Source organism: Romboutsia sp., from assembly GCF_035470145.1.
Lineage (GTDB): Bacteria > Bacillota > Clostridia > Peptostreptococcales > Peptostreptococcaceae > Romboutsia_D.
In genome coordinates this window covers 1-15,508 of the sequence record NZ_DATIRC010000156.1, presented here as the reverse complement: position 1 = coordinate 15,508, position 15,508 = coordinate 1, and the positions used below count along the sequence as shown (strand labels likewise).

Genomic DNA, 15,508 nt, shown 5'->3' with positions numbered 1-15,508 from the left:
GCTTAAAGAGTCAAAAGACTCCTTAAGCTTTTTTATAATGATAATTAAGAAATCATAAATTATCTATTTGCAGATAATTACTTTCTAAATATTCTTTATTATATTATTCTATTGTCCAATCAGCTATATTCCAGAATATACCTACACCATGATGTCCTAAAACTGTTTCAGGTGTTATACCTTTTACATTGCTTTTTCCAACATATATTGCATCTATATAAGATATAAATGTATATGGCATATCTTTAACCATTTCTTCTTGGAATTCTTTATAGTACTTAACTCTATCTGCATCTACCTCTGTTTCTCTTGCTTTTTGAAGTAATTCATCTATTTTAGCATTAGAATACATATTGTAGTTAGCACCTTTATTTGTACCAAATACTTTATAAGTATGATCATCTGGATCAAATGGACTACCCCATCCTATTAAATAACTATCTTGATTTTCCCAATCTATTTCAGATTTAACTGCAACTTTTGCATCTACTCCAATTGCTTTTAATTGTTGTGCACATATATTTGCCATATCTACTCTAACTTGATCACCTTCAGGACATACTATTTCAAAAGATAGTTTAGTTCCATTTTTTTCATATATACCATCACTACCTAATTTCCATCCACTCTTTTCTAATTCTGATTTAGATTTTTGAGGATTATAATCAAATTTTTCTATATTAGTATTATTATATGCGCCAGATTGAAGCGGAGAGTAAGCTACTTGTCCATGTCCTAATAATACACTTTCTAATATCGCTTTTCTATCTATTGCATAACTTAATGCATTAGGTAATTCTTTATTTTCTTTAAATAAAGGTGCATTAAAGTTATACATTATACCTCTATAATCTGAAGTCTTCATTATATTTACTTTAACATCTTTGTTACCCTCAAATATTTTAGCATCCTTTGGAGTTACTTGAGCTAAATCTAATTCTCCTGATTTTAATTGCATTGCTTTCGCTTTTGCATCTACAACTATTTTAAATACAACTTTATCTAAACCAGGTTCTTTTTCAAAATAATCTTCATTCTTAGCAAGAGTTATACTTTGCCCTTTATCCCATTTTTCCATTTTAAATGGTCCTGTTCCTATTGGACTTTGGTTATAAGGATCTGTTGTTATATCTTTACCTTCTAGTATGTGTTTTGGTAATATACCTATTGTTAAATAATCAAGCATTGCTACATTTGGTGCTTTTAAAGTTATTTTTATAGTAGTTTCATCTACAACTTCTATATTAGCTATATCTTCATAATTTGATGCTATTTCAGAAGCATTCTCTGGATTCATTATTGTTTCTAAAGTAAACTTAACATCTTCTGCTGTGAATTTTTTTCCATCATGCCACTTAACATCATTTCTCAATTTAAAAGTGTATGTATTAGATTCTTTATCAAGTTCCCAACTTTCTGCTAAACATGGAATTATTTTATTATTTTTATCGTGTGCTGTAAGCCCATTAAATATTAGTGAATTTATTTCACCATGTTCATATAAAGCTGGATTTATACTTGTATAATCTCCACTTCCATAAACTAAAACTTTTTCATCAGATGATTTTACTGCACTATCTGATTCTTCTTCAGTTCCTTTACTACCATTTGAACATCCTGCCATTAAACTTAAAATCATTACTAAACTCATAACCTTTAACTTCTTTAATTTCATAATATGACCCCCTTATATAATTACCCCTTTTTAATATAATTTCCAACTGCTTCACTTGAGCGAAATGAGTAAATCGAATTTTTTATTTAAATATATATTTCAAATGCTATCTAGTATTCGCTTACTTAAATATAACCTATAAGTTACTTAAGTTCTTATTATTAATTTTTCTTATATGATTTCCTATATTAGTAATACAAACTAATGTAACTACTAAAAATATACCTGGTATTAATATTAGCCACCACTGATTTGTTAGTAGCGCTTGTTCTGCTAATGAAAGCATACTTCCCCAAGATATAATTTCTAAAGGTAAGCCGATTCCTAAAAAACTAAGAGTCGACTCTGTTCCAATTGCCATTCCAATGTTAGTCACTACCATAAACATTATAGATGATATAAAGTTAGGTAATAAGTGTTGACACACTATATATATGAAATTACCTCCCATACTTTTAGCTGCCAATATATACTCACTGTTTCTTATTTGCCTTACTTCGCTTCTTACTATCTTTGCAATATTCATCCAGCTAGTTATACCTATGACTATAGAAATAGAAATTGGTGTTGATTTTCCAAGCATAGCCTGTACAAATATTATTATTAATATTGATGGTATGCTAATTATTATTTCAGTCAATCTCATCATAATATCATCTACAATTTCAGATGATGCTCCACTAATACTTCCATATGCAATTCCAATAAAAGTTGAAATTATTGTAGATAATATCCCTATCAGTAAAGATGCTCTTCCTCCATACCATATCATTGAAAATATATCTCTTCCCATTGAATCTGTTCCAAAGTAAAACTCTTTATTTGGAGCTACATTTGAATTTAATAAATCCATATAGGTTGGATCATGATTCATTACTGCTGATGAGAAAATACATCCTAGCGTTATTATACTTAGTACAATTATTGATATATAAGGTTTATCTTTAATTTTACTTACAAGACTCTTACTTTTTACTTTTTTATCATTTTCTTGGCTAATATAATTTGCTCCTACTATTTCAAAGTCGCTATATTGCAATTTCACTATTATCACCTCTATCATGTTTCATTCTAGGATCTATTTTATTATTTATAATTTGTGATATCATGTTTGCAAATACAACTAAAGTTCCTGTTAATAAACTTAAAATTAATAACATGTTATAGTCATGATATTTTGCACTTTCAAAGCAAAGTGATCCTAGACCTGGATATGAAAAAACTTGTTCTACTACATATGTACCTCCTAGTATATGAGGAACTGAAATTGCCATTATACTTATATATGTGGGCATTATATTTCTCAAACAATGTTTATACACTATAGTCTTGTTATTTAATCCTTTTGCTTTACATAACAAAACATAATCTTCTCTTATTTCTTCTAATAATTTGTTTCTTATCATATATGTATAATACCAAAGATGGCTTAATATAAGAACTGTTAGTGGTAAAATCAGATGTGTTATTCTGCTGATGATATTATTTCCTTGCCCCATTGAATAGGCTCCACTTGTTGGTAACATACCTAAATTTATACTAAATACTAATACTAATACTAAAGAAATCCAAAATGAAGGTATACAATTAGTTATGGTTCCTATTTTGCATATAAATCTATCTATTACCTTATCCTCATTCAATGCACAAAATATTCCCATTATTAATGCTAAAATAAAGGTTAATATGTAACCTAAACCACCTAAAATTATAGTATTTATATAAACATCTTTTATAACTGTAGATACATCTTGTTTGTATTTAAAAGATATTCCAAAATCACCTTTATATGCATTAGATATCCACTTTCCATACTGAATATATATTGGTTCATCTAGCCCTAATTTCTCCATAGCATCTTGTTTTTCTATAGTACTCATTCTTTCTACACCTTCTCCATAATAAGACCTTAATGGATCTCCTGGAGATAATCTTGCCATATAAAATACAATTATCGATAATAGAAACATTACTCCTATAAACTGAATTACTTTCTTTAATATATCTCTTAACAAAATAATCCCCCTCATTTATTTCAATATAAAACTTCTTCTAATTTTCTATTAATACAAAAAAACCATAAAAGTATACACTCATTGTGTAAAACCTTCATGGCTTTAATTTCAATAGTTATTTTTTTATCTATTTATTATTACAGTCTAATTTTAGCACTATTTGTATTAAATGTAAACTAATTATATATTAAAAAAATGCAGTTTCATTGGAGCATAGTTATATTAATTTAAACTCTGCTTTCATCTCTCCTACTATTTCCCCTCTAGCATTTAAGATTTTAGGGGTAGCAAATTTTATAAGTTTTCCTCTTTCTTCTTTAGATATTAATTTCATTTGGCTAAGAACTTCTAAAACTAAACAGCTTGTTGCAGATGTACTTCCATCTTCTATTTTAACTGCAATTCCTATTCCTTTTTCTTTATGTCCAACTAAATAAACTCCTTGAGATCCCATTTTGCCGAAAATTCTTCCTTTGCAAACTTTCATAAGTTCTGTACAAAATCTATCTGTACCGCCTACCATTTCTGGAAAATCAATCATAGCCTTTGTTATTTTGTTTATATATTTTTCTTTATCCGGTAATTTTTTAGGATTAGCCATTTGAGCAAATCCATAGGCTAGGCTTTGTAATTCTAAAGCATGAACAGGAGCACCACAACCATCTAGCCCAATTAGTATATCACTCTTATCATACTCGCATACTATTGATAAATTTTCTATTATTCTTTGCTGTAGTGGATGACTTATTTCTAGGTAAGTATCTAAATCTTCACCCATATGTTTTGCACTTATCAGCATTCCACAATGTTTTCCAGCACAATTATGGTATTTTTGTGTTATCGCTTCTCCTGATTCTATTATTTTCTTATATACATCCGTATTAAATGGTATATGAGTACCACAATTCAATTTATCTTCATCTATTTCTGCTTTATTTAATATACTTTCTACTGCTCTTACATGATATTTTTCACTAGAATGTGAAGAACATATTAAAGCAACTTCTCTATCTTCTATATGATATTTTTCACATGCTCCGGTTTCTAATACCTGTATTGCCTGTATTGGTTTTACACCTGATCGAGCATAAATAATTTCTTTCGGATTCCCATAATACTTTAATAAATTTTTATCTATGTCGACTACTGCTACATGAGCATTATGTGTACATTCTACTAATTTTCCTCTATATACATTTATAGCACTTTTCATATTATTCGCTTCCCTCAAAATATATTTTATATAACTATTTTAGCTCTGCAATAACCTTTTTTTATATCTCATATAGGATATCATTCCTCTTATACATTCGTATGCGCTTATAGTAATCCATATTCCTTATAGACCTAATCCTAACTGGATTTCTAATATATATAGATATTGATTACATAGATATAATACATTTTTATAATTTTTCCAACCTAATCATTTATAAACAAGTTCAATAAATATATAATTTAAAATGCTATATAATTGCCATTTTTTAATCAATTAAATTTTCTTATTTTTATATATTTTAAGATATTCACTATTTTTTTAATAGTTTGCATAGAAACCATTGACTTGATATTTTCTTTATAGTATATTAGTTCGTATAGAAACTATTTTTTAATTAGTTTTTATTATTAATATAAATATTCGAGGTGATTTTATTGAATTCAAATTTTGATAGTTTTAGAGTTGCAATGTTGCTAAAAGAAATTTACTCTAAAACAATGTATTCTATTGAAGATAGTTTTAAAGAAAATGGTTTAACTCATCAACAAATTATAATTATTAAATTAATCGCACACAACCAAGAAATGACAATATCTGATTTATGTCACGAAATGTCCTTAGCTAAAGGAACAGTTTCTGGCATAGTAACTAGGCTTGAACAAAATGGATTTATTGAAAAATTCAAAAAAGAAAATGATAAAAGAAATACTTATTTAAGATTTACTAATAAAGGAAAAGACTTTGCTATTAAATTCAGAGTTAAAATTCAAAAAAGCTTTGACAATATATTTAAGGATTGTACAGAAGAAGAGCTAAACGAATTAGTATTAAATTTAAGAAATATTTTATCTAAAATCAAGGAGTGATAATTATGGATACAAAATTAATAATATCTATAGTATTTATTACATTAGCACTTATTCTTTATACAATAGGTGTTTTTGGTGAAAGAAAGGCTAAAACATTAAACAAAAACCATGTGCTAATATTCTGGGGTGGTTTAGTTTGTGATACATCAGGAACTCTAACAATGGGTGAAATAGCACGTAGTTCTTCAACTATTGCTACATCGTCTTTTACTCAAAGTTTACATGGAATTACTGGTTTCTTAGCTATAGTACTTATGCTATTCCATGCTGTATGGGCAACTTATGTATTATTTAAAGGTAATGAAGAAAAGAAAAAATTCTTTCATAAATTTAGTATAGTAGTATGGACGATATGGCTTATACCTTACTTTATCGGTATGTTTATAGGCATGATGTAAAAAATGCACTCATTTTGAGTGCATTTTTATATAATATTATAAAATTATAGTGAATTTACATCCCTTATTTAATTCACTTTCAACATATATTTCTCCATTATGAAGATCTATTATATGCTTTGTTATTGTTAAACCTAATCCACTTCCACCTTTAACTTCTGAATGTACATCTACTATTTGATTAAATCTATCAAATATTAACTTATGATATTTAGGATCCATACCAACACCATTATCTTGTACAGATATCATAACTTTATCATTTAACTCTTTTATGCATACTTCTATTTTTCCCCCACTTGGAGTAAATTTTGCAGCATTCCCAACCAAGTTAACTATACATCTTTCTATCTCATAGGCATCGCACATAATAATTTTTTCTTCAATTTCAGGATCAATTATTAATTCGATTCCCTTATTTTCTACATACTCTTTTAATGATAATGTAGCTTCTTCAACTACATATACAATATCATTTTCTTTTAAATCCACTTTATATTTTCCATGATCTATTTTAGCGGTATCTATTAAATTATTTATTAAACGCAATAGCCTTTTAGTGTTTCTTTTCATCACACTCATATATTGAGTTAATTTTTCTTTTTCTATTCCATTATCAAATTTATTAAACTCTGTTATTAGCTGTTCAGTAGTATAAATTACGTTTAATGGTGTCCTAAGCTCATGAGATAGATTAATAAAGTAACTATTCTTATTTCTTTCTAATTCAATTACTTTATTTAATAATTCATTACTTATTTCCATCTCGTGACTTAATTGTTCCGTCTTTTTGTGAACTAATTTGTCTAAATATTTCATCCTATTAGTATATGAATATATCACTAGTATTAATAGTAAAAAGTATATAAAGAATGCTATACTACTTTTATAAAATGGAGGGTCTATAGTAAAAGTCACTTTACTTTCATCTGTAATGTTACCATTGTGACTTCTAGCCTTTATTCTTAGAGTATATTTTCCAGGTGATAAATTGCTATAATTTATATCATTTGACTCCACTTGACGCCAATGTTCACTTGTGCCATCTAAAATATAATAATACTTAACATTTTCAACATTGCTATAGTCTGGGAAAAATACATTTATATTAAGAAAGTTCTCATTATGCTTAAATTTCATCCCATCTATATTGTTATAATGTTTTCCATTTACTTCAAAATCATCAAATACAACATTTGGTGTATATTTCTTTTTGTTTACTTGAGATGGATTAAATATATTTAATCCATTTATTCCTCCAAAGAAAAATTCACCTTTATTATTTTTGTAAGCTGCACTTCCATTAAATTCGTTAGCTTGCAGCCCATCTGTTACACTGAAATTTTCAAAAGTGTTACTTTTAATAACAAACTTTGAAATTCCCTTATTAGTACTAACCCATAAGTTATTATTTTCATCCACTAATATACCATATACTGTGTTATTAGCTAGTCCATCTAATGTTGTATATCGTGTAAATGTTTCTGACTTTTTATCAAATTTATTTAATCCATAACTAGTTCCTATCCATAGGTTTCCATCATTATCTTCGGATATACATCTTATAGTATCTGAACTTATTGTACTTTTATCATTTTCTTTATTTTGATATTTTTTTATACTATTATTATTAAGGTCTAATCTTATTAGACCTCCATCTACAAAACACCCTATCCAATATATCCCTTCACTATCTTCATATATAACTTTTGCATATAATGCTTCTATATCAAAATCCTTTATTTCATCTGTTATATCTTTTATTTCATCTGTCTTTGGATTTAGTATATTTACTCCATCAGATGTTCCTATCCAAAGATATCCATTACTATCTAAAAATAATGATCTTATATTATCTTCACTCAATCCATCTTCCTTGTTATATACGGTTATTGTATTTTGTTTTTTATTAATTTTATTTACACCATTATTTGTAGCTACATATATTTCATTGCCTTTACCAGTTATATCATTTATACAATTGTTACTAAATGAATAATTTGTTGTTTCTCTATTTAAATGAGATATTTCATTAGTTTCTCTATTCAAAATGTTTACACCTTTTGAGTTAGTTCCTATCCATAATAGTCCATCCTCATCTTCATATATCCCATGAATAGCATTCTCACTTAATGAATTATTATTGAATGGGTTTCTTTTATAATGCTTAATACTATTATTAGGATCAAATATACTTATTCCTAAATAAGTCCCTACCCAAATCAAGCCACTCTCATCTTCTATAATTGTATAAATATCATCATTAATTAAGCTATTTATATCATACGTATTACTTTTATATGTAGTAAATGTTTTATCGTCCTCATTAAGTTTTGCTAATCCTTTGTCTGTTGCAATCCATATTGTTCCATTACTGCCTTTAAATATATCTCTTACATAATTACCTGGTATTGATTTTTCATCATTTGAATCATGTTTAAATCTTGTTACTTCATTAGTATTTATATCGATTCTATTTAAACCTTGTTCAAATGTCCCTGCCCATATATATCCATTGTCATCATAATAAAGACCATATATATTATTTTCACTTATTGTATTTTTATCTTCCTTATTACTATAAAATTTATATACTTTATTTTTACTTATATCTATTTTATTCAAACCTAGTTTAGTACCTACCCATATGTCTCCATTGCTATCTTTTTCTAGTGTATGTATAAGTTGACTACTTAAGTCATTCTCTCCAGAAAAGATATGTATAAACTTATCATTAGCTTCATCATACAAGCTAAGACCATTAGATGTTCCTACTATTACTTTATTCTCTTTTGTTACTAGAATATCTCCAATATTATTATGCGATAAATTTCCTTTTTTTTCTGATGAAAAGTAATTAGTTATTTTCTCATTTTCCGTATTTATTTTACTTAATCCATCGGCAGTTCCTACCCATATATTCCCATTATTATCTTCTTGTAAATCTATTATGTAGTTATTAGCTATGCTATTTATATTTTTTTCATCATGTCTATAAACTTTAAAATCATAACCATTATACTTGTTCAAACCATCGTTGGTACCAATCCATATATATCCTTTTTTATCTTGAATCACCGTCTCTACTGTAGATTGAGATAATCCATCTTCATTTTTAATATTTCTAAAACTAATATTTGATGCATATGAAACGTTAATATTTGCATTAAGTACTACAATTGCTAAAACAATAATACCTAAAATTTTTAATATATTTATCTTTTTCATCCTCTTCCCCTTATTGTAATCAATAAATTTATCTATAACAGTACAAATTATACTACATTATGGTTTTTTTTTCTATACTGCTAACTTTAAAAAGACGCTTAACTAAGCGCCTTTTTAATAAATTGTATTATTATTAAATTAAATTTAATATATTAATCTCTTAAACTTCTTATAATTTTATTTCTAACTAAATTTACCATTTCCTTAGCTTCTTTAATATTAAATATCAGTATTAATATTATATACACAATTAATCCTAATATAACACACATCATAGCGCTTAGTCCCATGAGCTTTCTGCTTGCTCCTAGCATACTTGCGCCAAATTTAAATATGCTATTGTATGTAATTTTCATTATAACTCCCATCATTATAGATGATGCACAAACTTTTATGAAATTAGTAAAAATACCTTTAAGCCCGATTTTACCTATCTTCTTTCTTAAAGATATAAATAATAAAATTGTAGTAATTATAGCAGATATAGACCCTGCTAATGCAAGTCCTCCTATTCCCATGTAATTTACTAAAATTATAGAAAATATTACATTTATAATTACTGCTATTGTAGCATTTTTTACTGGAGTTTTTGTATCTTGTAGTGAGTAAAATGCCTTTGATAAAATCTCCCTTAGTCCACATGCTACTATTCCTATTGAATAATAAAATAATGCTGTTGACGTTAAATAAGTAGCTCTTGAATCAAAGGAACCTTCCTCAAATAACATTTTAACTATAGGTGTTGATAAATCCATAATTATTATCATAATTGGTACCATAGATATTATTATTATATTTATGGACTTAGATATATTATATTTAAATGCTTTTATATTACCTTCACTAGCTAGTTTTGAAAGTATTGGATACATTACTGTTGATAAAGATATAACTATAATTCCTACTGCAAATATATTTAGTTTATTTGCATAATTTAGAGCTGTAATACTACCAGTCTCTAAAGTAGATGCTAAGGTTCTATTTACTACTGTATTTATTTGATTTACATAAGAACCAAAAAATACAGGTAATACAAGATATAATATTTGTTGTATATTTTCATCTTTTAAATCTAATATAAATTTGTGCTTATATCCTTTTTTTAATAAAAATGGTATCTGAAATAAAAGTTGTACTATATATGCAAATAAAGTTCCGTATACCATTACATAGGAATTTGTAATAGAACCTAAAAATATTGCTACTATAACAAATATATTAAAGGGTATACTTACAATTCCGGATATATATACATTTCCAGATGCTACTAAAAATGATGATATTAAACCATTCGTAGCTATAAAAATCATAGAGAATAATAAAATTCTAGAATATCCTACTGTAAGTTCTAGTACTTTTCCTTCAAATCCCATTGCAAATATTTTTACTATATACGGTGTAAATATTATACCTATAATAATAAATATAATACTAATTACTAATACTATATTTAATATATTACTTGTAAATCTATATACTTCTTTATTGCCTTTACTCTCTTTTATGCTGAAAAACATTGGTATAAATGTTGTTCCAAGAGATGCACTTATTCCATCAAACAATACAACAGGTATATTTAATGCTGTAAGATATGCATCTGTTATATTTCCTGCTCCAAATGATTGTGCTAATACTATATCTCTTAAAAATCCTGTCACCTTAGATAATAATATTATAATCATTAAAATAACAGCAGTTTTCTTGGTTGCTTTGGACATAAATAATCCTTTCTTTTTGGTGTGTATATTATTTATTTTTACCTTATAAATTATTTTCATAATATCTAGATTCAATTATTATAAATAATGATAATATTATTTATAATATCATAAAATAAAAACTTAGTTAATTTATTTAATATATAATCTATTAAATAAATTAGTTAGTTAGTTAGTTAGTTAGTTAGATATATTATTAGTAAATTTATTAAACTTATAAAATCTTCACTTCTTAATATTTTTTTATACGAATTTATATTGATATATAATATTTCATATTTAAAAAGGCGTGTACTTAAATTTAAGTACACACCTTTTTAAATTACATTTGTTGAGCTAGCCTTTTATAAGACTCATATCTCTCTTTTGCATTTTCCTCTGTCATATTGAATAGTTCTTCAGCTACATCAGGGAATTGTTTAGCTATTGCAGAATATCTTACTTGTCCCATTATGAAATCTCTAAAGCTTGCTGTTGCATCTTTTGAATCTAGTATAAATGGATTTTTTCCTTCTATTTTTAATTGTGGATTGTGTCTATATAAGTGCCAGTATCCACATGCTACTGCTTGTGCTTCATTAGCTACGCTTCTTCCCATACCTTCTTTTAATCCATGGCTTATACATGGGGCATACGCTATTATTAATGATGGTCCATCATAATTTTCAGCTTCTATTATAGCTTTTAATAACTGATTTTTGTCTGCACCCATTGCAACTTGAGCTACATATACATTTCCATAACTCATTGCCATCATACCTAAATCTTTCTTCTTAGATCTCTTACCTGATGCTGCAAATTTAGCCATTGCTGCTACTGGAGTTGATTTTGATGCTTGACCTCCTGTGTTTGAATATATCTCTGTATCAAATACTAAGACATTTATGTTTTCACCAGATGCAAGTACATGGTCAAGCCCACCATATCCAATGTCATATGCCCAACCGTCTCCTCCTAGTATCCATTGTGATCTTTTAACTAAATATTCTTTTCTAGCTTTTATTTCATCTAATAATTCTTTTGCTCTTCCACTGAATGATTTCCTTTCTACAACTTCTAAAACTTTCTTGCTTGCATCTTTAGATGCTTCTCCATCATTCATATTAGATATCCAATTTTCAAATACATCTTTATAATCTGCACAATCTTCAATCACTACTAATTCATTCATTATATCGAATAGTTTAGTTCTCATTTGTTTAACTGCTAAATGCATACCAAATCCAAACTCTGCATTGTCCTCAAATAATGAATTTGCCCAAGATGGACCTTTCCCTTCATGGTTTATAGTATATGGAGTTGCTGGAGCTGATCCTCCCCATATAGAAGAACACCCTGTAGCATTTGCTATCATCATTCTATCTCCGAATAATTGAGTAACTAGCTTGATATACGCTGTTTCTCCACATCCTGCACAAGCTCCTGAGAATTCCATTAAAGGAGTCTTAAATTGTGAGTCCTTAACAGTTTTTCCAGCTACTAAATCACCTTTATATGAAACTTGAGAAACTGCATATTCCCAATTTGGTATTTCTTTATCAGTTTGAGTTTCAAGAGGCTCCATAACTAATGCTTTTTGCTTAGCTGGGCATATATCTGCACAGTTTCCACAACCTGTACAGTCCATAGTATCTACTTGCATTCTATACTGTAATCCCTCAAAACCTTTACCTATAGCTTTTTTAGTCTCAAAACCTTCTGGCGCATTTTTAACTTCTTCTTCATTTAATAAGAATGGTCTAATTGTTGCATGAGGACAAATATATGCACATTGATTACATTGAATACAGTTGTCTATTATCCATTCTGGTGCATTTATAGCAATACCACGTTTTTCATAAGCCGCAGTACCTGCTGGGAATGTACCATCTTCTATTCCATTAAATGTACTTACTGGTAAACTATCTCCTTCTTGAGCATTCATTGGTCTTAATATATTTTTTATAAAATCAGGTTCTTTATCATTACCATCATTATTATCTATTGCAGATTTCCAAGACTCTGGTACATTTATTTTTACTAAAGCATTTTTACCTTGCTCGACTGCTTCATAGTTCATATTAACAACTTTTTCACCTTTTTTACCGTAAGTTTTACTTATTGATGCTTTTAAGTATTCTGTTGCTTCATCTTCAGGTATTATATTTGCTAGTTTAAAAAATGCTGATTGCATTATCATATTTATTCTATTTCCAAGACCTATTTCTTGAGCTATTTTAGTTGCATTTACAGTATAGAAGTTTACATTATTCCTAGCTATGAAGTTTTTCATTTTAGCTGGTAAATGTTCATCTAGCTCTTTCTCATCCCATATTGTATTTAATACAAATGTTCCACCATGCTTAAGACCTTTTAATAAGTCATATTGGTTTACATATGATTGATTATGGCAAGCTATATAATCAGCATTATCTATTAAATAAGTTGATTTTATAGGTAAATCTCCAAACCTTAAATGAGACATTGTTATCCCACCAGATTTTTTAGAGTCATAAGCAAAATATGCTTGAGCATATTTCTTAGTATTATCTCCTATTATCTTTATAGCTTGCTTATTAGCTCCTACTGTACCATCTGAACCTAATCCCCAGAATTTACAATTTACAGTACCTACATGACTTAACTTTAACTCATCTTTCACTTCTATAGATGTGTTTGTTACATCATCAACTATACCTACTGTAAATTGATCTTTTGGACTTAAACTTGATAAGTTATCAAATATAGCCTTTATATGTGATGGTGTTACATCCTTTGAACCAAGCCCATATCTACCACCAATTATCATAGGAGCATTTTCCTTATTATAATATACTGAACGTACATCTAAGTATAAAGGTTCACCAATTGCTCCTGGTTCTTTTGTTCTATCTAATACACATATTCTCTCTACACTCTTCGGCACTACATCTAAAAAATGTTTTATAGAAAAAGGTCTATATAAATGAACCTTTACTAACCCATATTTTGCACCTTTAGAATTTAATTCATCTATAGTTTCTTCAATAGCTTCAGTTACTGATCCCATTGCAATTAATATTTCTTTAGCATCTTGAGGTCCATAATAATTGAATAGTCCATAATTTCTTCCTGTAAGATTACTCATTTGTTTCATATAGTCTTCTGTTATTGGTACTATTGCTTCATAGTATTTATTACTCGCTTCTCTTGCTTGGAAGTATATATCTGGATTTTGAGCTGTACCGCGTGTAACAGGATGCTCTGGTGATAATGCTCTATCTCTAAATTCTTGTAATGCTTCATAGTCTATTAATTTAGCATAATCCGAATATTCAAGTAACTCTACCTTTTGTATTTCGTGAGAAGTTCTAAATCCATCGAAGAAATGTACAAATGGTAGCCTTCCTTTAATTGCTGCTAAATGCGCTACTGGAGCTAAGTCTGCTACTTCTTGCACTGAACCTGATGCTAGCATCACACATCCAGTTTGACGTGCCGCCATAACGTCTTGATGATCTCCAAATATTGATAAAGCTTGAGATGCTAATGCACGTGCACTTACATGGAATACCCCTGGAAGTAATTCCCCTGCAACTTTATACATATTAGGTATCATAAGAAGTAATCCTTGTGATGCTGTAAATGTAGTTGTAAGTGCTCCTGCTTGAAGAGATCCATGAAATGCACCTGCCGCTCCTGCTTCAGATTGCATTTCAACAACATTTACTTTTTGATTGAAAATATTTTTTAATCCCTGAGCAGCCCACTCATCAACTGCTTCTGCCATGTTTGATGATGGTGTTATAGGGAATATTGCTGCAACATCAGTAAATGCATATGCAACATGTGCTGCTGCTGTATTACCGTCAACTGTTTTTATTATTTTTGCCATAAGTGTTCTCCTTTTATGTAATTAATATAAGCGTTACTACTTATTATTTTTCCCATAAAAAAAGTTTAATACTCATATTTTATAAAATTAATTCTATTTAACATATCAAATCAGAGCTCATATACTTTAAATTTATCATTTCAACTACACTCTTATTTTTCTTTTACACGAAATAAGGGTGTAGATATTATTTAAGTATTAATACCTACACCCTTATTTTTTATTAATAATAAAAAAAATTATGTGGCTACGTCTTACTCTCCCAGGCAGTTGCCCACCAAGTACCATCAGCGCTAAAGAGCTTAACTTCTGTGTTCGGAATGGGAACAGGTGTATCCTCTTTGCTATTATAACCACATAATCTTTATGTTTTAATTAATTTCTTAATTAAATTTTAGAGTTAATACTCTGAAAACTGTATATCATTTAGAATGAATCATTTATTGGTCAAGTCCTCGACCTATTAGTATCGGTAAGCTAAATACATTACTGCACTTACACCTTCGACCTATCAACCAGGTAGTCTTCCTGGG

9 protein-coding genes and 2 rRNA genes are annotated in these 15,508 nt (G+C 28.2%); 2 read left to right on the top strand and 9 right to left on the bottom strand.

The features are described from left to right. Positions 1 to 103 precede the first annotated feature (103 nt). The 4 genes from VLM92_RS06005 to VLM92_RS05990 form a co-directional block, all read right to left on the bottom strand. The gene (locus tag VLM92_RS06005) at positions 104 to 1,675 is read right to left on the bottom strand and encodes an ABC transporter substrate-binding protein (RefSeq protein ID WP_325275436.1); all 1,572 of its coding nucleotides are present in this window, start codon (positions 1,673 to 1,675) and stop codon (positions 104 to 106) included. A gap of 136 nt (positions 1,676 to 1,811) precedes the next feature. Then, positions 1,812 to 2,720 (bottom strand): ABC transporter permease, encoded by a 909-nt coding sequence (locus VLM92_RS06000; RefSeq protein ID WP_331681699.1) that lies wholly within the window; start codon positions 2,718 to 2,720, stop codon positions 1,812 to 1,814. After that, complete coding sequence (locus VLM92_RS05995) at positions 2,704 to 3,690, bottom strand: ABC transporter permease (protein ID WP_331681698.1); 987 nt, start codon at positions 3,688 to 3,690, stop codon at positions 2,704 to 2,706. Before VLM92_RS05995 ends, VLM92_RS06000 begins: the two co-directional genes overlap by 17 nt. A gap of 217 nt (positions 3,691 to 3,907) precedes the next feature. Next, positions 3,908 to 4,903 (bottom strand): asparaginase, encoded by a 996-nt coding sequence (locus VLM92_RS05990; protein WP_325275433.1) that lies wholly within the window; start codon positions 4,901 to 4,903, stop codon positions 3,908 to 3,910. 431 nt (positions 4,904 to 5,334) lie between these two features. Between VLM92_RS05990 and VLM92_RS05985 the strand changes: the two genes are divergently transcribed. Both VLM92_RS05985 and VLM92_RS05980 read left to right on the top strand, forming a co-directional pair. Then, entirely contained in the window at positions 5,335 to 5,775 is a 441-nt protein-coding gene (locus tag VLM92_RS05985) for a MarR family transcriptional regulator (RefSeq protein WP_334309497.1), read from the top strand. Between the two features lie 5 nt (positions 5,776 to 5,780). Then, positions 5,781 to 6,176, top strand: a complete 396-nt coding sequence (locus VLM92_RS05980; protein ID WP_325275432.1) for an HsmA family protein — start codon at positions 5,781 to 5,783, stop codon at positions 6,174 to 6,176. Between the two features lie 36 nt (positions 6,177 to 6,212). Here VLM92_RS05980 and VLM92_RS05975 read toward each other — a convergent pair whose 3' ends face one another. The 5 genes from VLM92_RS05975 to VLM92_RS05955 all read right to left on the bottom strand — a co-directional run. Further along, on the bottom strand, positions 6,213 to 9,404 hold the full coding sequence (locus VLM92_RS05975) for a ligand-binding sensor domain-containing protein (protein ID WP_325275431.1): 3,192 nt from the start codon (positions 9,402 to 9,404) through the stop codon (positions 6,213 to 6,215). Between the two features lie 152 nt (positions 9,405 to 9,556). Then, positions 9,557 to 11,122 carry a murein biosynthesis integral membrane protein MurJ gene (gene murJ, locus VLM92_RS05970; RefSeq protein WP_325275455.1) on the bottom strand — a complete coding sequence of 522 codons (1,566 nt, stop codon included), beginning with the start codon at positions 11,120 to 11,122 and terminating at the stop codon, positions 9,557 to 9,559. 322 nt (positions 11,123 to 11,444) lie between these two features. After that, positions 11,445 to 14,975 carry a pyruvate:ferredoxin (flavodoxin) oxidoreductase gene (gene nifJ, locus VLM92_RS05965; protein ID WP_325275430.1) on the bottom strand — a complete coding sequence of 1,177 codons (3,531 nt, stop codon included), beginning with the start codon at positions 14,973 to 14,975 and terminating at the stop codon, positions 11,445 to 11,447. A 241-nt stretch (positions 14,976 to 15,216) separates the two neighbouring features. After that, a 5S ribosomal RNA gene (rrf, locus tag VLM92_RS05960) occupies positions 15,217 to 15,333 on the bottom strand. Positions 15,334 to 15,418: 85 nt separating this feature from the next. Beyond that, positions 15,419 to 15,508 (bottom strand): 23S ribosomal RNA (locus VLM92_RS05955); the annotation flags it as partial.